Genomic DNA, 20224 nt, shown 5'->3' with positions numbered 1-20224 from the left:
GTGATGACGGGCGCCGATCGGCCATGAACTGACATCGCCAACGACCGCTTCCAACAGTGGCGTTGAGTATCAGCCGGCGCGTTACTTCGAGAACCAGCCCGCGACGCGTTGACGCATTCGCTCGAAGAATCCGGCGCGTTCGACGGCAGCGAGCGCAATGATGGGGGCCTCTCCAATTTGCTTGCCGTTGGCTATCGCGACGATCTTGCCGATCACGGCGCCCTTCGAAATCGGCGCCTCAAGTTCAGGATTCATCGAGATCGAAGCCTTGACGGCGGCGCCCTGCCCCTTCGGCACCACCAACGTCCATGCCTGGTCGATGCCTGCAGCAACCGTGGGTGCCACGCCGTACAGGACCTTGGCGTTCGTCAGCGTCGCGCCGGCCTGCGCGGGAGTCGCTTCCTCGAAGTTGCTGAAGCCCCAGTTGAACAGCACGCGGGTCTGGTCCGCCCGGGCTTGCGCGCTGCTGGTGTTCATGATGACTGAAATCAGGCGCATGCCGTTTCGCTTTGCCGAAGCGGCCAGGCAGTAGCCGGCTTCCTCGGTATGCCCGGTCTTGAGTCCGTCGACCGTGGGGTCCGTGTACAGCAGCGCATTGCGATTGCCTTGCTTGATGCCGTTGTAGGTGAACTCACGCTCCGAATAGATGGGGTAGTAGTCGGCGCTATTGCGGATGATTGCTTGCGCCAGCACGGCCAAGTCGCGTGCCGAGGCCTTGTTGTTGGGGTCCGGCAGCCCGGCCGCGTTCGCGAAATGGGTATGGGTCATTCCCAGCTTCGCGGCTTCGGCATTCATCTTCGCCACGAAGCCGGCTTCCGAGCCGCCGACGTGCTCGGCCAATGCCTTGGAGGCGTCGTTCCCGCTGTCGATGACAACCCCGCGAAGCATGTCCATCAGGGATGCTTGCGCGTTGAGGGGAACGAACATGCAGCTGTCGCCCTCCTTGCCGCCGCGGCACCAGGCGCTGAGGCTCATGGTGACGGGTTCGTTGGGCTTCAGCTTGCCGCTCTTCAGCCCCTGCTCCACGAGGTAGCTGGTCATCATCTTGGTCAGCGACGCGGGCGGCAGGGGCTCGTCCGGGTTGGAAGAAGCCAGCACCTGCCCGGTGTTGAAGTCCATCAGCACCCAGGCCTTACTGGCAAGTACCGGCACGCCGTTAGCGTCGGTGGCCGTCGCGGGTTCGCCGGAGGTTGCCGGCTTGTGCTTGTGAACCGCTGCGCGCGGCTTGTGATGCTGCGCGCTGACGGCCGCAACAGGCACCGCGACAAGGATCGCGCTTGCAAGGACGAAATGAAGCAATGTTGCGGAGGAGAAACGGGGGGTCATCGGAAGGTGCTTCTTCAGGAAAGCGATAGCTCGCAGCATGATAGGCCGACAACTTGATACGGGGTCGTGACCATCTTTTCGAGCTTGGCATCGCACCGTCCACCAACTTCAATCCCATGTCCGCAGTTGCATAGGGTGCCAGATCGGCTACCGCCTCGGGCGGCTCCGCCTCGTTCACTCGGACGCTGGATCAAATAAGTTTCTTGAGTGTGCAGTGAGTGATCGCCCTGCGGCGACGAGGCGCCCGACCTGAATGTCAGCTTGATGGCTCTGATCGTGAGTTCGCGCTCCGGTGGCGACCGGCTCCAAACGCTGCACTGCAGCCACCTCGGATGAGGGCTCCAAGCCGCGAGCCGGCCGCAGCGATGGTGGTGGAAGGCGCCCTCAGGAACCAGCGGCTGTATCCTTCGTCGGATCGGTGCGTCTCGGGCCCTACGGTTCCTTGCCCATGCCCGCTGACTTGCTCGTCCTTCGTGCGCCGCCCGAGTCCACGCGGGTCGGCCTTCGCGATGATCGTCGGCACAGCGCCCCATCTCCCGACACAGAGTTTGGAAATACCACGCCTACCATGCTGCGTTACTCGACTGTCCCCGTCACCCCCTTCCAGCAGAACTGCTCCATCGTCTGGTGCGACGAGACGATGGAAGGCGCCGTCATCGACCCCGGCGGCGACCTGCCGCGGCTGCTGGCCGAAGCCAATCGGCTGGGCGTCACGCTCAAGCAGATCCTGCTGACGCATGCGCACATCGACCATGCCGGCGGCACCGGCACGCTGGCGCGCGAGCTGGGGCTGCCGATCATCGGCCCGCATCCGGACGACCAGTTCTGGATCGACGGCCTGGCGCATCAGGCGCAGATGTTCCGCTTCGCGCCGGCCGAGCCCTTCGTGCCGACGCGCTGGCTGCACGACGGCGACACGGTGCAGGTGGGCCGCAGCACGCTGGCCGTGCGCCATTGCCCGGGCCACACGCCGGGCCACGTGGTGTTCCACAGCGCCGAGGCCCGGCGCGCCTTCGTCGGCGACGTGCTGTTCGCCGGCAGCGTCGGCCGCACCGACTTCCCCGGCGGCGACCAGCAGACCTTGATCGACAGCATCACCCAGCGCCTGTGGCCGATGGGCGACGACACCGTCTTCATTCCCGGCCACGGCCCGGAAAGCAGCTTCGGCCGCGAGCGGCGCAGCAATCCCTACGTCGGCGGTACCTGACGCGCGGCGCCTGCGGGGCAGGTGAATAACGCACAAAAGGCGGACGCCGGATTCACGCGGCCGCGGCATGCCGGCTGCCTATGCTTGCCGCATCCCGGGCCTGTGCATCGTGGTGCAGGGCCGGGCCACCGGAGCAAGCATGATGTACACCCCGCTCGAATCCTCCCGCCCGCATCCCGGCCTCGGTTTCGATCCGGCCGGCGCGCTGCCGCTGCTGCGCGAGCGCGGCTACTACAGCGGCCCGGAGCGGCGCAACGCCGCAGCCACCTTGCAGATGCGCCGCATGGCGCAGATGGTCGACGAGGTCGACTACGGCATGCTGCTGCTCAGCGACGAGAGCCGCGTGACGCATGCCAACCGCGCGGCGCGGCGCGACCTGGACGACACCCACCCGCTGCTGCTGGCCGGGGGTGAGCTGCGCGGCCGCCAGCCGCACGACGCCGTGCTGCTGCGCGACGCGCTGGCCGGCGCCTGCCAGCGCGGCCTGCGCCGGCTGCTGAAGCTGGGCGAAGGCGAGCAGCGCGTCACCGTGGCGGTGGTGCCGCTGCCCGCGCTGCCGGGCGACGCGCAGCATGGCGTGGTGGTGGTGCTGGGCAAGCGCCGCATGTGCGAGGAGCTGACGGTCGACTGGTTCGCCCGCGCGCATTCGCTGACGATGGCCGAGACGGCGGTCGTCAAGGGCCTGTGCGCCGACCTCACGCCGCAGCAGATCGCGCAGCGCCAGGGCGTGGGGCTGGCCACCATCCGCACGCAGATCGGCAGCATCCGCGCCAAGACCGGCAGCGCCAGCATCCGCGCGCTGGTGCGCCAGGTGGCGATGCTGCCGCCGCTGGTCAGCGCGCTGCACGGCCTGGGCGGCGGCATGGCCGGCGCGGCGGCCAGCTTCACGCCCAACCCGGCGGCGCTGGGCGCGCGGCCGGCGCCGCGCCTGGCGCCGATGTAGGCATTAGCATCGGCGGTCCCGGCCATCGAGCGGCCGGCGCCGCCCGATGACCGCCACCGATCCGAACCCCGACCTGGCCGACTGGCCCGACACCCTGCGCGAGCTGGTGTCGCGCGGCCAGATCCGCCGCTACCGCAAAGGCACGCTGCTGATCCAGGAGGGTGACCTGGGCGACACGCTGTTCATCATCCTGAGCGGCCGGCTGCGCGCCTTCAGCGCCGGCGAGCGCGACCGCGAGATCACCTACGGCGTCTACGGCCGCGGCGAGTACCTGGGCGAGATGAGCCTGGACGGCGGCCCGCGCTCGGCCAGTGTCATCACGATGGAGGCCAGCACCTGCGCGGTGGTGACGCGGCGCACGCTGGAAAACTTCATCGCCGAGCACCCGCAGTTCGCCTTCGAGCTGCTGGCCAAGGTGATCCGCCGCGCCCGCCAGGCCACCCTGGGCGCGCGGCAGCTGGCGCTCAACGACGTCTACGGCCGGCTCAAGCTGCTGCTCGACCGCCTGGCCGTCGAGGCGCCGGAAGGCCAGCGCATCGTGCCCGAGCGGCTGACGCACAAGGACATCGCCAACCGCATCGGCGCTTCGCGCGAGATGGTCAGCCGGCAGCTCAAGGACCTGGAGAACGGCCAGTTCATCGACCTGGTCGACGGGCTGATCCGCCTGCGCAAGCCGCTGCCGGCGCGCTGGTGAACTGCAGGTAAGCGGCGCCACGACGCCGCGACAACGAGGGAGAGGATCAATGACACGTTGGATCGCCGCCAGGCTGCACCACAGCCTGGCCCGGGTGGCCCTGCTCTGGTTTCCGCTGCTGCTCGCGGCTTGCAGCGGCGAGCCGGCGGGTGACCCGGCCGTGTGGCGTGACGCCGAGCAGCTGTCGCGCCCGGGCCAGCTGCCGTCAACCGGCACCGGCCCGACGCAGCGGCGGGCGTTGAATGTGCCGCGTCGGAACGTGCAGGCCCTGACGGCAGCAGCCCTGTTCGACTGGGCCGAGCGCACCTATCCTGCGCTGTTCCCGCCGTCGGCCCCGATGAAGACCTGGGACCGCTACACCTACCGCTATTACGCCGGTAGCGGCAACTACCTGGCCGTGGCAGGCGATTCGGTGTACGCGCTCGGCGGCTTCACGCAGCAGCAGATCCTGCGCGTCGGGACCCTCGAGGATTTTCATTGCGACGTGCTGCCGGCCGACTGCGTCCCGCCAGCCTTGAGCCTGGTGCCGTCGAGCCTGTCGGGGACCTACCTGCGCGGCAGCGCGCCGGTGTTCCCGGTCGTGGCCACGGCGACGGACCTCGCCGCATTCACCGGCGACACGCTGTTCGTGTATGTCGTCGACAGCCAGCATGTGCTGAGCAGTGGCATCTCGTTGCGGTCCCTGGGCAATGGCCAGTTCCGGGCCGAAGTTCAGCCGGCGGCCAGTCTGGCGCCCGGCCGCTACCAGGGCACGCTGCTGGTCCAGCTGTGCCACGACGCGGCCTGTGCCGACGAATACGCCGGCTCGCCGCTGCGCATGCCCTACGACTTCCATGTCGTGCAGACCCTGCTCGAGGCGCGGGCGGCACGCTGGGAGCCGCAGGTCGTCTACCAGGGCAGCGCGCCGCCGGACAATGCGATCGTCGTCACCGCCACCGGCAGTGGTCCCGGCAACGGCAACGACCTGGCGTGGTCGGCAAGCGCCAACGCGCCCTGGCTGCGCGTGAATACCGCCAGCGGCCAGGGCACGGCCAACATCACGGTCAGCTACCTGACCGCCACACTGGCGCAAGGCCGGTACGACAGCATCGTCGAGCTGACGTCGGCCGATGGCCAGCGCGTGCAGGTGCCGCTGTCCATCGACGTGCAGCCGCCGTCGACCTTCTGGGTCAGCACGCAGCCGCCGGAGTTCAGCGCGGTCAACGGCCACAGCATCGAGGAATGGGTGGACAACCACTGCGGCAGCGCGCCCTTGTTGGCGGCCAGCACATCGACCTTCCACAGCGGCGACGCCGGCGCGCCAGGTTTGTAGCCGGCCTTGGCCAGCCACCGCACCAGGCCCAGGACAGGTTTGCCGTCGGCTTCCGGGCCGGCGCTCGACGAAACGGGTGTGCGCATCGTCGCGCGAAGCGCAGGTGTGAATGCCCAGGTCAACGCGTGGTGACGCTGCCGATGCGATGGTGTTTAGACCCCCGCGCCGCCGCCTGTTTGCCGGTGTTGCCCAGGCCCAGCAGCGCCAGACGACAACCAGGGGCTTGACGGCGGATGGCGATGCCGGTTGGTTGAAGAGTGACCCCAGCGCGCACCGGTGTCGAAGGGGCGCGCTGCTCCCGGCGGCCCGGCGGCGGCTGCACCAGCAGCCTCGGTCAGCGCCAAGGTCGGTGAGCATGGATCCGAGCTCCAGCAGCGCGGGGGGATGGCCGACCTCGTGGCGCAGCATGATCATTCGCCACCATCGTCGTGTTCCCAGGTCGAGATCGCCGTGTACGACGCGCACACCGGCACCAAGGATGCCCGGTGCGGGACTATTACGAGATGGTCGTCTCACGCCGGATGGCTTGCCGCCCGGCATGCGGGTCTATGACCTGGCGACGATGAAGGCCCAGGCCACCTGGCCAGCTGCGGCTCGCTGCACCATCTGCTGGTCCTCAGGCCCAACGGGGTGGAGCTGGTGTTGCTGGACAACGGCCATGCCTTCACGCCGAGCGGCCAGTACCTTGGCAAGACCGGCGTCTCCGGGGTGCTGGCGGCCAGCCCCGACGGCCGGCAGCTGATGGCGGGCGATCGCGGATCGGGCGCCAACGTCCATCGCTGCGCGGACCCTCGATGTAAACGGCGCAGCCGCTACGACGCGGCGCTGACCTGCAATCCCGAGGGCACGCGGGTGTTCAACGATGCGTGCGCCCAGTTCGACGCCGCGACCTTGAGCCGCGCCGTCACGGGCACTACGCAGTGACCGTGGCCATGACGGCCGATGGCCGACTGCTCTGCTACACCGACGCCTTCTGCGTGACCTACCTCTGATAGCTGGAACGTGTACAACCCGCCGGTCTGCTCGCTGCGCCGGATGGTCTGGTGGCCATTGCGACCTGGTGCTGCAGGGCATCCCGCCGTGACCCGCCCAGCGGGCAAGATGTTCAGGAGGCGGCAGGCGGCGGTCCGAAGCGCTGCGGCGGCTTGGCCGCGCGGTCGTACAGCGGTTCCACCCGCGGCAGGCGGGCTCATGTCGGCGTCGAAGGTGGGTGGACAGCCACTGCGGCGGCGCGCCCTTGTTGGCGGCCAGCATCTTCTTCCACAGCGTGACGCCGGCGCGCGGGTTGTAGCCGGCCTTGGCCGCCAGCACCAGCCCCAGGGCGTCGGCTTCGGATTCGTCGTCGCGCGAGAAGCGCAGCATATCAGCACCGTGCGGCGCCGCCCAGCAGCGACGCCGGGCGTGCAGCGGGCGGCGCGCATGCTCCAGCGCGGCGATCATCATCGCCACCTCGCATCGTCGCAGCTTGCTGAATGGCCAGTCGGCGCGGGTGGAGGCATTCGGGCGCGAACAGGGACTTCCAGCGCCACTGTCGTTGCAGCCGTCGGTGATGGCGCGGCGATGTAGCGCAGCCGCCTGACCTGCGGATGCTCGGCCGGGAGCAGCGCGCGCTGGCCGCCGGCCTGGCTGACCATCTGGGTGTACTGCTGGAAGGCGCTCTGCTCGATCTGCTCGGCCGACACCACTTTGCGCCAGCGCTTGCATTCCGCTGCACCGCGCAGTGCGCCGGGGCTGCCCAGCGCGGCCAGCAGGCCGCTGCCGATCAGCGCGCCGCCCAGGCGGCGCCGGCGGGCGTCGCGTCGTCATCTCTCGGCGCAGGTGGGTTCAAGGCGGGGCGCAGTGGTCTGTGCTTGCAGGATTCTGCCTGCGGCGTCAAGTTCCGCTGCAGTGCCCTTGGTCGCCCTCCGTCGCCCTCAGTCGTCCTCGGCGCCGCTGCCGGGCACCACCTCCAGCCGCTGCACGTTGGCCTTCAGCCGCGCCAGCATCGCCAGCGCCGGCAGCGCCAGCACGGTGGAGACGATGAAGAAGCTGGGCCAGCCGATGGATTCGGCCAGCACGCCGGCCATCGGCCCCACCCACGCGGCCCACCGACGCGAAGGCGCTGAGCAGCGCGTACTGCGTGGCGGTGAAGCGCTGCTGCGTCAGCGCCATCAGGAAGGCGACGAAGGCGGCGGTGCCCATGCCGCCGGAGAGGTTCTCGAAGGCCACCACCATCAGCAGCCCGCCGTCCACCGGCGCGGCCTGCTTCAGCGCGACCAGGCCCCAGTCGAAGGCCGGGATCACCAGCCCGGGCAGGCTGCCCTTGCCGAAGGCGGCCAGCCACCAGAAGCCCAGGTTCGACGCCGCCTGCAGCACGCCGAACAGCATCAGCGCGCGCCACAGCCCCAGCCGCAGCATCAGCGCGCCGCCCACCAGTGCACCGCCGATGGTGAGCCACAGCCCGATCACCTTGTTGACCACGCCCACCTCGGCCGAGCTGAAGGCCATGGCCTGCAGCAGGAAGGGCGTCATCAGCGCGCCGGCGAAGGCGTCGCCCAGCATGTACAGCACGATGAACAGCAGGAAGGCCGCCGCGCCCGGCTGCGCGAAGTAGCTGCCCAGGCCGCCCAGCAGCGTTTCGAAGCGCGCGCGCCGCGCGGCCCAGCCGGCCAGCGGCAAGGTGAACGCGATGCCGAAGACCAGCGCCAGCAGGTCGATCCAGCGGGCCTGCAGCGCCGCGGCCAGCCCGCTGCCGGCCAGCAGCGGCCGCAGCAGCCAGCCGGCCAGCGGCGTGGCCAGCTGGAGCGTGAAGAGATAACCTGCGAATGCAGCGGCCAGCACCGCGGCGAAGCCGACCAGGTCGTGCCGGGCCACGCTCTGCGGGGCGGCGGCGGTCTTCAGCCGCGGCAGCGCCAGCGCCGAGAACAGCGCCGTGCCGGCCATGATGCCCGCCATCAGCCGGTACACCTGCGGCCAGGTCCAGCCGCTGCCGGTGACCGCATCGGTCCAGATCAGCTCAATGCCGCCGGAGAGGATCATCGCCAGCCGGTAGCCCAGCACCTTCAGCGAAGAGCCCAGGCCGCGCTCGGCCTGCGGCAGCAGGTCGGTGCCGTAGGCGTCGATCACCACGTCCTGCGAGGCCGAGACGAAGGCCGTCAGCAGCGCCAGCAGCGCGAACAGCTGCAGCGAATGCTGCGGCGGCGTGGCCGCCAGCGCCAGCAGCGTGCCGGCCAGCGCCAGCTGCGTGGCCACCAGCCAGCCGCGGCGCCGGCCCAGGGCGGGCAGCAGCTCGAAGCGGTCCATCAGCGGCGCCCACAGGAACTTGAAGGTGTAGGGCAGGCCCACCAGGCTGAGGAAGCCGATCGTCGCCACGTCGAGCCCCGAGACGCTGAGCCAGGCCTGCAGCGCCTGGCCGGTCAGCGCCAGCGGCAGGCCGGAGGCGAAGCCCAGCACGCCGACGACGAACAAGCGAACGGTACAGCGGCGCGGCGCGGGCGGACAGGGACATGGGGGGCGGGAACCGGGAAGCGGGGCGAGGACCAGGCGGCGATGCTACAGGGCGCACCGAGCGCGCCCCCGGCCGGGCGTGCACGCGGGCGGTTCGCTCAGCCGGCGTGGAACAGCAGCTCGAGCCCCAGGCGCTCGCCGCGGTGCACGCGGCTGATGGCGTGCTTCAGGTTCACGCGGTAATGGCCGGCGGCGCCGCGCTGCGGGCGCTGCGCCAGCGCGATCAGCGCGATATCGCCACGCCGCAGCGGCAGCACGATCGGCCGCGACTGCAGGCGCGGGCGCTGCTCGGTCAGCACGCATTCGCCGCCGTCGAAGTCGCGGCCGGGCTCGCTCAGCAGCGCCAGCAGCTGCAGCGGGAAGGCCTGCGGGTCGCCGGCATGCTGGTGCAGCGGCTGGTAGTCGCCGGCGCGCAGGCAGCTCGTCATCGGCTGCGCAGGGTGCGGGCAGGCCGCGGGCCAGGGCGTGGGCGGCTCGCCGAGCAGCGCCTGCCAGCGGTGGGCGATCGGCAGCAGCCGCGGGTACAGCGCATCGCGCAGCGCCGGCAGCGCGGCTGCGTCCTGCAGCAGGCCGGGCAGCAGCGCGTGGCCTTCGTCGTCCAGCTGCCGCGTGACGGCCGCCCAGTCGAGCGCGGCGACCTGTTCGGCGACGTCGGGCATCAGCCGGCCTCGCGCTCGAGCAGCGCGCGCTTGCGCTCGACGCCCCAGCGGTAGCCCGAGAGCTCGCCGCTGCGCCGCACCACGCGGTGGCAGGGAATGGCCACCGCCAGCCGGTTCGCGCCGCAGGCCTGGGCCACCGCGCGCACGGCCCGCGGTTGGCCGATGCGCGCCGCCACCTGCGCATAGCTGACCGTGGCGCCGGGCGGGATCTCGCGCAGCGCCTGCCACACGCGTTCCTGGAACGCGGTGCCCTGCACGTCCAGCGGCAGGTTCAGGCCCAGCGCCGGTGCCTCGACGAAGCCGACCACCAGCGCCACCAGCTGCTCGAAGCCGGCGTCGCCGCCGATCAGCTCCGCCTTCGGGAACTGGTCCTGCAGGTCTTCGACCAGCCGCCCCGGGTCGTCGCCCAGCAGGATGGCGCACAGCCCGCGCTGGCTTTGCGCGACCAGGATCGCGCCCAGCGTGCACTCGCCCACCGCGAAGCGGATGCGCATGTCCGGGCCGCCGGCGCGGTAGGCGCGCGCCGGCATGCCCAGCAGCTGGTCGGCGGCGGCGTAGAAACGGCTGCTGGTATTGAAGCCGGCGTCGTACAGCGCATCGGTCACGGTGCTTCCTTTCCGGGCGGCCTTCGGCGACCGCAGCTGCGCCCGCAGCTTGCGGGCGCGGAACGCGCTGGCATAGGCCTTGGGCGTCAGGCCGGTCTCGGCCTTGAACACCCGGTGAAAGTGGAACGGGCTGCAGCCCAGCTGCGCGGCCAGCGTGTCCAGCGCGGGCGGGGCTTCGGCCTGCTCGATCAGGCGGCAGGCGCGGGCCACCAGCGCCGCGCGCTGCGCCGCCAGCGCGGTGCGGTCGCCGGCCGCGCGCTGGCTCGGGCGGTAGCCGGCGGCCTGGGCGGCAAGCGCGTCGTCGAAGAACTCGACGTTCTCGCGCCGCGGCAGGCGCGCGCCGGCGCTCGGGCGGCAGTACACGCCGGTGGTGCGCACGCCATAGACGAAGTGGCCGTCGGCCCGCGCGTCGCGTGCCTGCACGGCGGCCCAGCGCTGCTCGTCGCTGGCGTAGGCGGCGGGTCGACGGGACGAGGGGCTGCTCATGGACCGGCCCTGCGAAAGCTCAGGTTCAGGCGCTGGCTGCCGAGCGCCGGATGCGGCACGTCCGCCAGCGGCAGCACGCCGTGATGACGCAGGCGATCCTCGCCGCCCCAGACCACGACATCGCCATGCCGCAGCGCCACGCGCTGCACGGGATCGCGGCGCTTGAGCCCGCCGAACAGGAAGGTGGCCGGCATGCCCAGCGAGACCGAGACGATCGGCGCGGCCAGGTCGCGCTCGTCGCGGTCCTGGTGCAGGCCCAGCCGCGTGCCGGGCCGGTAGCGGTTGATCAGGCAGGCATCGGGCGCGAAGCCCGCGAAGCCGGCCGCCTGCGCCGCGGCCCGGGCCAGGCGCAGGAAGGTCGCGGGCAGCGCCGGCCAAGGCGCGCCGCCGAGCGGGTCTTCGCGGGTGTAGCGGTAGCCCTGCGCGTCGCTGGTCCAGCCCCAGGTGCCGCAGTTGGTCATCGCCACCGACATCGTGTGGCCGCCGGGCACCTGCATGTGGCGCCACGGCGCGGCCTGCTCGATGGCGGCGATGCCGGCCAGCAGCGCGTCGACCTCGGCCAGCGCGAAGCCGCGCAGCACGCCGGCGCACGGGCCGAGCGGCTCGATGGTGCCCGGCGGGGCGCCTTCGGCCTCGAACAGGCCGCGCGTGTGCAGGTCCTCAGCGCGCGTCATGGAAGATCAGCCCGATCGTGTGGCGCCGGCCGCTGTGCACGCGGCTCACGCCATGGCGCATCGCGGCCCGGCGCAGGCCGCCGCGCCGGCCCGGCACCGGGCGCTGGTGGACGGCGAACACCAGCGCGTCGCCCTGCTGCAACGCGATGACCTCGGCGCGCTGTTCGTCGGCGTCGGTCTGCGTCATCACGAACTCGCCGCCGGAGAAATCCGCGCCGGGCCGCGACAGCAGCAGCGCCACCTGCAGCGGGAACACATGCTCGCCGTACAGGTCCTGGTGCAGGCAGTTGTGGTCGCCGGGGCCGTAGGCCAGGATCAGCGGCGTCGGGCGGACCTGCCCGGCCTGGTGGCAGCGCGCCAGAAAGGCGGCCAGGGTGTCCGGAAACCGTCCGGCCAGGCCCAGCGCCTGCTGCCAGCGGTTGGCCAGGGGCACCAGCCGCGGGTACAGCGCATGGCGCAGATCCTCCAGCAGTGGCGGCAGCGGGTAGGCAAAGTACTTGTACTCGCCGCGGCCGAAGCCGTGGCGGGCCATCACCACGGTCGAACGGAAGCCGCTGTCGCGTGCGTACAGCGCGGCCAGCTGACCGCACTGCGCCGGGTCCAGCAGGCGGGGCAGCACCGCGTGGCCGTGGCGGTCCAGCGACTGCTCGACGGCCGCCCAGTCCGGGTGGGCGGCGCTAACGGTCATGATGGGCGTCCAACGGGGGGATGGCAAGGCGGATGGCAACGGGAACGGCATGGCGGCAGTCTAGGCAGGCCGGGTGCCGCCGGCACTCCCATCCTTGCGCTCGAATTCCGGGCCGGCCGCGCGCCGCTGCGCCTTGTTTCGTTTGGCCTGCCAACGCCGGGCCGGGTCGCGGCGTTAGGCTGCTGGGGCCCGCGCCGCGGGCCGCGCCATGGAGAGCACGCATGAAGAAGCTGAAACAAGCCTGGAGCCTGGCCTGGGCCGGTGTGGCCGCCGCCGCGTTGCTGGCGGCCCCGTGGGCCCAGGCGGCCAATGCCATCGGCACGCCGACCACCTACAGCGGCCTGGTCTGGCTCACCGCCTTCAACGCCGACGGCCTGACGAGCTGCGACCAGCTGGTCCTCGACGCCACCGGCGACCTGGTGCGCAGCGACGCCCTGGTGGTGTACGGCGCGCTGAACTGCCACCCCGGCGTCTACGGCGTCACCGGCAGCGTGTTCACCGCCAACGACGGCACCCTCAACCTGACGCTGCAACTGGCCGGCTACACCGTGTCCTGCCCGCGCATCAGCGGCTATGTCGGCGGCTGCACGGTGTACGACGCCAACTGGGTCGTGCGCGGCAGCGGGTCGGTGCAGCTGCTGTGATCGCACTGCGGCGGCTGCCGGGCTTGGTGGCGCTGGCGGCGCTGGCCGCGCTGGCCTCACTGGCGGCCTGCACCGAGCGCCCGCACGAGCCGGTGAAGGTGATCGCGGCCCCGCGCCCGGAGCCGCCGGCCCCCGTGCCGGCGCCGCCGGCCAGCATGCCCGTGGCGATGTTGCCGGCGGCGCTGCCGCCTGCCGCCAGCGCGGCGGGCGCGCTGCCACCGCGCGCCCCCCCGCCCACGCCGGCCGCAGCGCCGGCACAGCGCCGCTACGAGGTGGGCGAGCCGAATGGCAACGCCGCCTTCCGCGCCGCGCTGGAAGAAAAGCTCCGCGCACGCGCTGCCAGCGGGCCTTGAGCGGGCCTTGAGCTTGGCCCTCAGGGCGCCATGGCGGCGACCTGAGCGCGCCGTGCCGGTGCTACTGCGGCGTCTGGCTGGGCGGCGGCAGCTCGGCGCCGAGCTCCTGCGCCAGCAGACTCGGCAGGCTCTCGCCCACCGGCTTGCCGCGGCGGCAGGCGGCGCTGGCCGCGGCCTCCAGCTCGGCGCGGACCTGCGCCACGGTGCCGACGATCCAGCGCCCGCGCAGCGAGTAGACGATCAGCTCCTGCTCGCCGTTGCCGCCTTCGCCGGCGGCGCGGCGCGCGCGCAGTTCGTGCAGGGCACGGCCGGCGTAGGAGTCTTCGCCGCGGGTTTCGACGACGATCTCGGCCAGCGCTTCCTGGCACAGGATGGACACCGGCACGCGCCGGTCACCGCCTTGCCGCCGATCGGGGCTGACGCCCGGGATCCAGGGTGAACTGCTGCCGCCCATCTGCCATCTCCTTGCGCGGCGGCCCCCATGGCGGGAGCGCCTTGCAGGTCATTCTGCGCCCGCGGCCGGGCCCCGGTCACGCCCGAAAAGCGGGGGCAATCGGGCGCTAACCCGCGGCCGCCGGCGGCGACAGCAGGCGCTCGACGAAGCGTGCGCGCTCGGCGCGCTGGGCCGCGCTGCCTTGACGCGGCATCAACGATTCGCCGACGACGTAGGTGTAGAGCAGGAAGGCGCGCGAGCGGGCCTCGGCAATCGGGCAGCCAAGCGCGGAGAACACCTGCGCGATGTAGCCGATGCGCGAGGCATCCGCCTCGTCGACCGCGTGGCGCGCCATCTCGTCGCGCCGGGCCCAGGCGCGGATGGCCAGCTCGATGCGTGCCGCGCGCGTGGCCGAGCGGCCGCGGAAGGGCAGCGAGATCACGTCGCGCAGCTGCTCGCGCGCGTCGGCATGGGCGCGCTCCAGGCGCTGGGTCAGCGCCTCGGTGGCCTGCTCGCGCCAGGCCTGCAGCACCGCGCGCAGCAGCTCCTCGCGGTCGCGGAAATGCCAGTAGAAGCTGCCGCGGGTGACGCCCAGCTCGCCGGCCAGCACGTCCACCCGCACATGGTCGATGCCCTGGTCCACCAGCACCTCGGTGGCGGCCTGGATCCAGGCCTCGGGCGTGAGCTGGGCGCGGGCGCTGCTGTCGCGGCGGCGGGGGGTGGCGGTCGGGGCGTTCACGCGGGGGCCGGTGGTCTCGGGAAGGCAGGATGATGCCATGCACTGCTGTACGGAAACGCGAGGAAACCCTGATGCCCATCAGTGAGCGGAACACTACCATCCAGTCAATACACAACTGTATGTTTTGAGCCATGGGCACCTTCTTCGACGATCCCCGGCTGCTGGCGCCGCCGCGCGTGGTGCGCGTGCCCTTCGACGACGGCAGCGTGGTGCTGCGCTCGCCCGAACCGCTGAAGCCCTATGCCCGCTGCGTGGGTGAATGGCTGGAGCGCTGGGCCGCCGAGACGCCCGAGGCGCCGGCCTTTGCCGAGCGCCGGCCCGACGGTGAATGGCGGCGCCTGAACTGGCGCCAGGCGCGTGAAACGGTGGGCCGCATCGCGCAGAGCCTGCTGGGTCTGAAGCTCAAGCCCCAGGCGCCGGTGGTGGTGCTGTCGGACAACGGGCTGGACCACCTGCTGTTGATGCTGGCGGCCATGCACATCGGCCGCGCGGTGTGCACCGTGTCCAGCGCCTACTGCCGGCTGACGAAGGACTACACCAAGATCCACGGCATCCTGAACACGCTGGGCCCGGCGCTGGTCTATGCCGACAATACAGAGGTGTACGGTCCGGCGCTGGCCCATGCCGGGCTGGACGCGGTGATGGTGTTCAGCCGCGGTGCCGAAAGCTTCCCCGGCGCGCTGGCCTTCGAGTCGCTGACCCGCACCGCCGAAGGCCCGGCGGTGATGCAGGCCTTTGCCGAGGTCACGCCCGACACCCATGCCAAGTACCTGCTGACCTCGGGCTCCACCGGGCACCCGAAGGTGGTGATCAACACCCACCGCATGCTGTGCGCGAACCAGCAGATGATCGCGCAGGCCTGGCGCTTCCTCGAGCACGAGAAGCCGGTCATCGTCGACTGGCTGCCGTGGAGCCACACCTTCGGCGGCAACCACAACCTGAACCTGGTGCTGCGCAACGGCGGCACGCTGGTCATCGACGAGGGCCGGCCCGCGCCGGGCCTGGTCGAGAAGTCGCTGGCCAACCTGCTGGAGGTGCAGCCGACGATCTACTTCAACGTGCCGCGCGGGCTGGACCTGCTGCTGCCCTACCTCGAAAAAGACGCGGCCGCGGCGCAACGCTTCTTCGAGCGCCTGCGCGTGGTGTTCTATGCCGGTGCGGCGCTGCCGCAGGCCAGCTGGGAACGGCTGCAGGCGCTGGCGAAGCGCGTGCGGGGCGAGGAGATCTGGCTCACCACCTCCTGGGGCTCGACCGAGACGGCGCCCGCGGTCACCAGCGCGCACTGGCAGCTCGAGCGGGCCGGCGTCATCGGCCTGCCGCTGCCCGGCGTGGAGCTGAAGCTGGTGCCCAACGGCGGCAAGCTGGAGATGCGGGTGCGCGGCGTCAGCGTGTTCCCGGGCTATCGGGATGCGCCGCAGCTCACCGCCAAGGCCTTCGACGAGGAGGGCTACTACTGCATCGGCGACGCCGGCAAGTTCGCCGACGAGGCGCACCCCGAGCGCGGCGTGGTGTTCGACGGCCGCGTGGCCGAGGACTTCAAGCTCACCACCGGCACCTGGGTCAGCGTGGGCACGCTGCGGGTGCGGGTGGTGTCGGCGCTGGCGCCGCTGGCGCAGGACGTGGTGATCACCGGCCACGACCGCGACGAGGTCGGCGTGCTGGTGTTCCCGACGGCCGAGGGCGCGGCGCTGCCCCCGGCTCAGCTGGCCGAGCGCATCGGCGCGGCGCTGAAGGCGCTGAAGGCCGAGGGCGGCGGCTCCTCGCAGGTGCCGGTGCGCGCGCTGGTGCTCGCCGAGCCGCCCAGTGCCGACGGCGGCGAGATCACCGACAAGGGCTACCTGAACCAGGGCGCGGTGCTCAAGCGCCGCGCCGCGCAGGTCGAGGCGCTGTACGCTGGCGGCGCCGGCGTGGTGCGGGCGGCCTGATCACTCATTCCTAACGTTCGAAAGCAGCGACCCTCATGCGCGGCCTCTACCAATCCTTCGATGACGTGTTCCTGCTCGACGGCCTGCGCACGCCGATGGTCGACCACCAGGGCGCGTTCGCCGAGGCGAACCCGATCGACCTGGGCATCAAGGCCGCGCGCGCGGTGCTGGCGCGCGCCGGCGTCGACGCTGCGCAGGTCGACAGCGTGCTGACCGGCAACATGGCGCCGGGCGGCTTCGACCAGTTCTACCTGCCGCGCCACATCGGCCTGTATGCCGGCGTGCCGCTGGAGGTGCCGGCGCTGATGTGCCAGCGCATCTGCGGCACCGGCTTCGAGCTGTTCCGCCAGGCCGGCGAACAGATCGGCGCCGGCGCGGCCTCGCTGGCGCTGGTGGTCGGCACCGAGTCGATGACGCGCAACCCGATCGCGGCCTTCGACCACCGCGGCGGCTTCCGGCTCGGCGCGCCGGTCGGCTTCAAGGACTTCATGTGGGAATCGCTGACCGACCCGGCCGCGGCGATCTCGATGATCCAGACCGCCGAGAACCTTGCCACCGAATACGGCATCACGCGCGAGGCGGTCGACGCCTTCGCCGCGCAATCGTTCAGCCGCGCGTTGGCGGCGCAGGCCTCGGGCTGGCTGGCCGGCGAGATCGTGCCGGTGAGCGACGAGCGCTTCGAGCTGCCCGGCTACCGCCCGCGCCGGCTGCGCCTGGCCGGCAAGGCCACGGTGGTGGAGCAGGACAGCCACCCCCGGCCGACCACGCCCGAGGCGCTGGCGCGGCTGCGCACGGTGTTCGACGGCGGCGTGCAGACAGCCGGCAACAGCTCGGCGCTGACCGATGCGGCGGCCGCGGCGCTGGTGGCCAGCGGTGCGGTGGCGCGCGACTGGCAGCGCGCCGCGGGTCGCGCGCCGCTCGCGCGCATCGCCGCGGCGGCGGTGGTCGGCGTCAGGCCGGAGGTGATGGGCATCGGCCCCGCGCCGGCCATCCGTCTATTGCTTGAAAAGAGCGGCCATCGCCTCACCGACATCGCCCGCTTCGAGGTCAACGAAGCGCAGGGCGCGCAGACCCTGGCGGTGGCGCGCGAGCTGGACCTGGACCTGGACAAGCTGAATGTGCACGGCGGCGCCATTGCGCTGGGCCATCCGCTGGCGGCCACCGGCGTGCGGCTGACGATCACGGTGGCGCGGCAGCTCCAGCAGATCGGCGCGCGCTGGGGCGTGGCCTCGGCCTGCATCGGCGGCGGCCAGGGCATTGCGCTGCTGGTCGAGAACCCGCAGGCCTGACCTCCGCGTCCCGGGCCCGCGGCCCGGGCCCGCGGCTAAGACGACGGCCGCGGCTTCAGGCCGGGCAGGTCCTGTTCCACCTGTTGGTAGGCGGCCTCGGCCAGCGCCAGCAGGCGTTCGCGCGGCAGCTTGCCCACCAGTGCGCAGCCGTAGCCTTCCTCGGCCCAGTAGAACATGCCGAGTTCACCCTCGCGCTGGTAGCGGAACGAGGTGTTGGTGCCCGGCTCGGGCCGGCGCAGGTAGACGGTGACGCGCTGGCCGCCGGCGTTCTGGTACATCAGCTGCGCGCTCGGGCCCTGCGCATCGGGCAGCAGCCGGCCGCCCACCAGCGTGAAGCCCTGCGCGCGCAGGTCGAAAAGGCGCACCGGCATGTCCAGCCGCTTGGTGAGCCAGCGCGCCAGGTGTTCTTCCTGCGCATGCTGTTCCGCGGGCTGGCCTTCGGCCACGTTCACTTCCACCGGGTGGCGCAGCTCGGGGGCGTAGACCGCGTGGGCCACCGCGGCGCGCTGGGTCCAGCTGCTGCGGGCGGCCGCCAGCTCGCGCGCGGGCTGGAGCTGCCACACCAGCGCGCCGCCGAGCAGGCCGCCGCCCACCATCAGGCCGGCGGCCGCGGCCGCCAGCCGCCAGCCGCGCCAGGCGCCGGGGCCCTGCCCGCCGCTGCGGCCGCCTTCGCGCACCGTGCGTTGCAGCGCCTCCGGCACGGGCTCGGCCAGCACCGGGTCGAAGCGCGCGCGCAGCGCCTCCCGGTCGGCGGCCCACAGGCGCACGCGGGCCGCGTCGTCCGGGTGCTCGCGCAGCCAGGCCTCGACCGTGGCGCGGGTCTCGTCATCGAGTTCGCCGTCGAGCCAGGCCGACAGCGTGGTGTCATCGGGTTGTTGCACGAAGCTGTCCATCGTCATACCACCCGTCGCAGCGGGCGCACTTTGGGGTCGGTCCGGCCGCGGCCTTCCAGCCATTCGCGCAGCACGGCCCGGGCGCGCGAGACGCGCGACATCACGGTGCCGATCGGGATGCCCAGCGCTTCGGCGCACTCGGCATAGCTCAGCTGCTCGACGCTGACCAGCAGCAGCGTCTCGCGCTGTTCGGGCGACAGCCGCGCCAGCGCGGCTGCCAGGTCCAGCCGCAGGCCGACATCCACGCCGGGGTCGGCGCCGTGCAGGTCCTGGTGCAGCTGCATCTGCTGCGGGTCCAGCACCTGCAGCCGCGCGTCGCGCCGGCGGCTGTCGAGGAAGGCGTTGTGGGCGATCGACAGCAGCCACAGCACCATGTCGCGCCGCTGGTCGAACTGGTGCCAGTGCGACAGCGCACGCTCCAGCGTGGCCTGCACCAGGTCGTCGGCCGGCGCGGGCTCGAACACCAGCGAGCGGGCATAGCGCCGCAAGCGCGGGATGGCGGCCAGCAGCTGCTGACGAAACGAATCGGGAGCGTCCACCCGGAGCCTACGCGGCAGCGGGCCGCGTTATTCCGCCGCGGCGCGGCGAGGGCCTGATTCTCAGGCGGCGCCGAACAGTTGCTGCAGCTTCAGCCGCCAGCGCGGCAGGTCGTGGCGCGGCGCGGCGCGCAAGGCCGCCACGGTGCGCCGCTCCAGCGGCGGCAGCGCGGCGGCCGGCTGCCAGCGCTGCAGCAGGCGCAGCGGCGGCGGGGCGTCGGCAAGTGCGGCCTGGGAGGCGTCGGCGGCTTGCAGACCGGCGGGCAGGCGCATGTCCATCAGGGTTCTCCAGAATCGGGCGGACCGGTGGCCATCGTAGGGGCTGCGTTTTCTGCAGGCAACGCGATGATCTGCAGTCCGAGCTTGCGTTTCTGCAGTCCCCTTCGGGATACTCGGACCATGGACGAGTTGAACTGGAGCGACCTGCGCTACGCCCTGGCCATCGGCACCGCCGGCAGCCTGGTGGCGGCCGCGCGCCAGCTGGGCGTGAACCACACCACCGTGCTGCGCCGGCTGGACACGCTGGAGCAGCGCCTGGGTGCGCGCTTGTTCGAGCGCCAGCGCACCGGCTACAGCCCCACCGAAGCCGGCGCGCTGGTGCTGGAGCAGGCGCGCCGCATGGCCGACCAGGCCGACGAGATCGAGCGCCGCGTGCTCGGCCGCGACCGCGAGCTCACCGGGCCCCTGCGCGTGACCACCGCCTTCGTCGTGATGACGCACCTGCTGCCGCAGCCGCTGGCCGATTTCGCGCGCGCCTTTCCCGGCATCGAGGTCGAGGTGGTCGAGAACGCCTTCCTGGTCGACCTGACGCGCCGCCGCGCCGACGAATCGGCCACCTGGACCGGCCGCGAGGCCGATGTCGCGGTGCGCCTGACCTCGCAGGTGGCCGAGCACCTGGTGGGCCGGCCGCTGGGCATGACGCATTGCCGCGTGTACGCCCGGCGCGGCGCCGCGGGCCTGCCGCAGGCGCTGGAGCCGCTGGCCACGCTGATCCGCGAGGCGCCCTGGGTCACCTTCGAGCGCGACGCGCAGTCGCGCGTGTACGACCAGTGGATGCGCGAGCAGCTGGCGCAGGCCCAGGTGCGGCTGCGCGTGGACATCTTCAACGCCGTGGCCGCGGTGCTGCGCACCGGCCTGGGCGTGGGCATCCTGCCGACCTTCATGGAGCCGCTGCTGCCGGAGCTGGTGGCGGTGTCGGACGTGATCCCCGAACTCTCGGTGCCGGTGTGGATGCTGACGCACCCCGACCTGCGCCAGACGGCCCGCGTGCGGGCCTTCATGCAGCACGTGGGCGACGGCGTGGCCGCGCTGTTGGAGCGTTAGGCGCCGAGC

Annotated in this window: 21 protein-coding genes and 1 pseudogene; 10 read left to right on the top strand and 12 right to left on the bottom strand. The window is 72.0% G+C overall.

Annotated elements, in window-relative coordinates:
* Positions 1–81: 81 nt before the first annotated feature.
* Entirely contained in the window at positions 82–1326 is a 1245-nt protein-coding gene (locus tag ACILR4_RS12080; protein WP_395701103.1) for a D-alanyl-D-alanine carboxypeptidase family protein, read from the bottom strand.
* Positions 1327–1894: 568 nt separating this feature from the next.
* On the opposite strand from ACILR4_RS12080, the gene ACILR4_RS12075 reads away from it, so the two are divergent.
* From ACILR4_RS12075 to ACILR4_RS12055, 5 genes are all read left to right on the top strand, one after another.
* Complete coding sequence (locus tag ACILR4_RS12075) at positions 1895–2533, top strand: MBL fold metallo-hydrolase (RefSeq protein ID WP_395701102.1); 639 nt, start codon at positions 1895–1897, stop codon at positions 2531–2533.
* A 139-nt stretch (positions 2534–2672) separates the two neighbouring features.
* Positions 2673–3476 carry a helix-turn-helix transcriptional regulator gene (locus ACILR4_RS12070; RefSeq protein ID WP_395701101.1) on the top strand — a complete coding sequence of 268 codons (804 nt, stop codon included), beginning with the start codon at positions 2673–2675 and terminating at the stop codon, positions 3474–3476.
* Between the two features lie 46 nt (positions 3477–3522).
* On the top strand, positions 3523–4170 hold the full coding sequence (locus ACILR4_RS12065) for a Crp/Fnr family transcriptional regulator (RefSeq protein ID WP_395701100.1): 648 nt from the start codon (positions 3523–3525) through the stop codon (positions 4168–4170).
* A gap of 49 nt (positions 4171–4219) precedes the next feature.
* On the top strand, positions 4220–5482 hold the full coding sequence (locus ACILR4_RS12060) for a hypothetical protein (RefSeq protein WP_395701099.1): 1263 nt from the start codon (positions 4220–4222) through the stop codon (positions 5480–5482).
* Between the two features lie 630 nt (positions 5483–6112).
* On the top strand, positions 6113–6406 hold the full coding sequence (locus ACILR4_RS12055; protein ID WP_395701105.1) for a hypothetical protein: 294 nt from the start codon (positions 6113–6115) through the stop codon (positions 6404–6406).
* A 339-nt stretch (positions 6407–6745) separates the two neighbouring features.
* On the opposite strand, the pseudogene ACILR4_RS12050 reads toward ACILR4_RS12055, so the two are convergent.
* The 6 genes and pseudogenes from ACILR4_RS12050 to ACILR4_RS12025 form a co-directional block, all read right to left on the bottom strand.
* Positions 6746–6844 (bottom strand): annotated as a pseudogene (locus ACILR4_RS12050) (M48 family metalloprotease); the annotation flags it as partial.
* Between the two features lie 510 nt (positions 6845–7354).
* Positions 7355–8929: an AmpG family muropeptide MFS transporter gene (locus ACILR4_RS12045; protein ID WP_395701098.1), complete on the bottom strand. Its 1575-nt coding sequence runs from the start codon at positions 8927–8929 to the stop codon at positions 7355–7357.
* 137 nt (positions 8930–9066) lie between these two features.
* A complete protein-coding gene (locus ACILR4_RS12040; RefSeq protein ID WP_395701097.1) occupies positions 9067–9627 on the bottom strand; it encodes a 2OG-Fe(II) oxygenase in 561 nt (186 codons plus the stop codon).
* Positions 9627–10718, bottom strand: coding sequence for a bifunctional DNA-binding transcriptional regulator/O6-methylguanine-DNA methyltransferase Ada (ada, locus tag ACILR4_RS12035; protein WP_395701096.1), 1092 nt, complete (start codon positions 10716–10718; stop codon positions 9627–9629). Before ada ends, ACILR4_RS12040 begins: the two co-directional genes overlap by 1 nt.
* Complete coding sequence (gene alkB / locus ACILR4_RS12030; protein WP_395701095.1) at positions 10715–11392, bottom strand: DNA oxidative demethylase AlkB; 678 nt, start codon at positions 11390–11392, stop codon at positions 10715–10717. The genes ada and alkB overlap by 4 nt, the downstream gene beginning before the upstream one ends.
* A complete protein-coding gene (locus tag ACILR4_RS12025; RefSeq protein ID WP_395701094.1) occupies positions 11379–12080 on the bottom strand; it encodes a 2OG-Fe(II) oxygenase in 702 nt (233 codons plus the stop codon). Before ACILR4_RS12025 ends, alkB begins: the two co-directional genes overlap by 14 nt.
* Before the next feature lie 221 nt (positions 12081–12301).
* On the opposite strand from ACILR4_RS12025, the gene ACILR4_RS12020 reads away from it, so the two are divergent.
* Together ACILR4_RS12020 and ACILR4_RS12015 are read left to right on the top strand one after the other, a co-directional pair.
* Positions 12302–12724, top strand: a complete 423-nt coding sequence (locus ACILR4_RS12020; protein WP_395701093.1) for a hypothetical protein — start codon at positions 12302–12304, stop codon at positions 12722–12724.
* A complete protein-coding gene (locus ACILR4_RS12015) occupies positions 12721–13077 on the top strand; it encodes a hypothetical protein (RefSeq protein ID WP_395701092.1) in 357 nt (118 codons plus the stop codon). The genes ACILR4_RS12020 and ACILR4_RS12015 overlap by 4 nt, the downstream gene beginning before the upstream one ends.
* Positions 13078–13138: 61 nt before the next feature.
* Here ACILR4_RS12015 and ACILR4_RS12010 read toward each other — a convergent pair whose 3' ends face one another.
* Together ACILR4_RS12010 and ACILR4_RS12005 are read right to left on the bottom strand one after the other, a co-directional pair.
* Positions 13139–13531 carry a hypothetical protein gene (locus ACILR4_RS12010; RefSeq protein WP_395701091.1) on the bottom strand — a complete coding sequence of 131 codons (393 nt, stop codon included), beginning with the start codon at positions 13529–13531 and terminating at the stop codon, positions 13139–13141.
* Between the two features lie 106 nt (positions 13532–13637).
* On the bottom strand, positions 13638–14249 hold the full coding sequence (locus ACILR4_RS12005) for a TetR/AcrR family transcriptional regulator (RefSeq protein ID WP_395701090.1): 612 nt from the start codon (positions 14247–14249) through the stop codon (positions 13638–13640).
* 131 nt (positions 14250–14380) lie between these two features.
* On the opposite strand from ACILR4_RS12005, the gene ACILR4_RS12000 reads away from it, so the two are divergent.
* A complete protein-coding gene (locus tag ACILR4_RS12000) occupies positions 14381–16174 on the top strand; it encodes a feruloyl-CoA synthase (protein ID WP_395701089.1) in 1794 nt (597 codons plus the stop codon).
* Between the two features lie 35 nt (positions 16175–16209).
* On the top strand, positions 16210–17463 hold the full coding sequence (locus ACILR4_RS11995; protein WP_395701088.1) for a thiolase family protein: 1254 nt from the start codon (positions 16210–16212) through the stop codon (positions 17461–17463).
* A gap of 35 nt (positions 17464–17498) precedes the next feature.
* Here the strand turns inward: ACILR4_RS11995 and ACILR4_RS11990 are convergent, their stop codons facing one another.
* The 3 genes from ACILR4_RS11990 to ACILR4_RS11980 are packed head-to-tail and all read right to left on the bottom strand — an operon-like array spanning position 17499 to position 19171.
* A complete protein-coding gene (locus ACILR4_RS11990) occupies positions 17499–18356 on the bottom strand; it encodes an anti-sigma factor family protein (RefSeq protein WP_395701087.1) in 858 nt (285 codons plus the stop codon).
* 2 nt (positions 18357–18358) lie between these two features.
* The gene (locus ACILR4_RS11985) at positions 18359–18895 is read right to left on the bottom strand and encodes a sigma-70 family RNA polymerase sigma factor (RefSeq protein ID WP_395701086.1); all 537 of its coding nucleotides are present in this window, start codon (positions 18893–18895) and stop codon (positions 18359–18361) included.
* A gap of 60 nt (positions 18896–18955) precedes the next feature.
* The gene (locus ACILR4_RS11980) at positions 18956–19171 is read right to left on the bottom strand and encodes a hypothetical protein (RefSeq protein ID WP_395701085.1); all 216 of its coding nucleotides are present in this window, start codon (positions 19169–19171) and stop codon (positions 18956–18958) included.
* A gap of 120 nt (positions 19172–19291) precedes the next feature.
* Here ACILR4_RS11980 and ACILR4_RS11975 point away from each other — a divergent pair, with 120 nt between their 5' ends.
* Entirely contained in the window at positions 19292–20215 is a 924-nt protein-coding gene (locus ACILR4_RS11975) for a LysR family transcriptional regulator (RefSeq protein ID WP_395701084.1), read from the top strand.
* Positions 20216–20224: the final 9 nt, after the last annotated feature.

It is taken from the genome of Aquabacterium sp. (assembly GCF_044226965.1).
Classification (GTDB): domain Bacteria; phylum Pseudomonadota; class Gammaproteobacteria; order Burkholderiales; family Burkholderiaceae_C; genus Pseudaquabacterium.
The sequence above is the reverse complement of the archived record's forward strand: the minus strand, read 5'-3'. Positions and strand labels throughout refer to the sequence as shown.

Excerpts from the sequence above, each read along its gene's own strand:
- ACILR4_RS12080 (WP_395701103.1), bottom strand. The coding sequence starts at position 1,326 with ATGACCCCCCGTTTCTCCTCCGCAACATTGCTTCATTTCGTCCTTGCA.
- ACILR4_RS12075 (WP_395701102.1), top strand. The coding sequence starts at position 1,895 with ATGCTGCGTTACTCGACTGTCCCCGTCACCCCCTTCCAGCAGAACTGC.
- ACILR4_RS12070 (WP_395701101.1), top strand. The coding sequence starts at position 2,673 with ATGATGTACACCCCGCTCGAATCCTCCCGCCCGCATCCCGGCCTCGGT.
- ACILR4_RS12065 (WP_395701100.1), top strand. The coding sequence starts at position 3,523 with ATGACCGCCACCGATCCGAACCCCGACCTGGCCGACTGGCCCGACACC.
- ACILR4_RS12060 (WP_395701099.1), top strand. The coding sequence starts at position 4,220 with ATGACACGTTGGATCGCCGCCAGGCTGCACCACAGCCTGGCCCGGGTG.
- ACILR4_RS12040 (WP_395701097.1), bottom strand. The coding sequence starts at position 9,627 with ATGCCCGACGTCGCCGAACAGGTCGCCGCGCTCGACTGGGCGGCCGTC.
- ada (WP_395701096.1), bottom strand. The coding sequence starts at position 10,718 with ATGAGCAGCCCCTCGTCCCGTCGACCCGCCGCCTACGCCAGCGACGAG.
- alkB (WP_395701095.1), bottom strand. The coding sequence starts at position 11,392 with ATGACGCGCGCTGAGGACCTGCACACGCGCGGCCTGTTCGAGGCCGAA.
- ACILR4_RS12025 (WP_395701094.1), bottom strand. The coding sequence starts at position 12,080 with ATGACCGTTAGCGCCGCCCACCCGGACTGGGCGGCCGTCGAGCAGTCG.
- ACILR4_RS12020 (WP_395701093.1), top strand. The coding sequence starts at position 12,302 with ATGAAGAAGCTGAAACAAGCCTGGAGCCTGGCCTGGGCCGGTGTGGCC.
- ACILR4_RS12010 (WP_395701091.1), bottom strand. The coding sequence starts at position 13,531 with ATGGGCGGCAGCAGTTCACCCTGGATCCCGGGCGTCAGCCCCGATCGG.
- ACILR4_RS12000 (WP_395701089.1), top strand. The coding sequence starts at position 14,381 with ATGGGCACCTTCTTCGACGATCCCCGGCTGCTGGCGCCGCCGCGCGTG.
- ACILR4_RS11995 (WP_395701088.1), top strand. The coding sequence starts at position 16,210 with ATGCGCGGCCTCTACCAATCCTTCGATGACGTGTTCCTGCTCGACGGC.
- ACILR4_RS11990 (WP_395701087.1), bottom strand. The coding sequence starts at position 18,356 with ATGGACAGCTTCGTGCAACAACCCGATGACACCACGCTGTCGGCCTGG.
- ACILR4_RS11980 (WP_395701085.1), bottom strand. The coding sequence starts at position 19,171 with ATGGACATGCGCCTGCCCGCCGGTCTGCAAGCCGCCGACGCCTCCCAG.
- ACILR4_RS11975 (WP_395701084.1), top strand. The coding sequence starts at position 19,292 with ATGGACGAGTTGAACTGGAGCGACCTGCGCTACGCCCTGGCCATCGGC.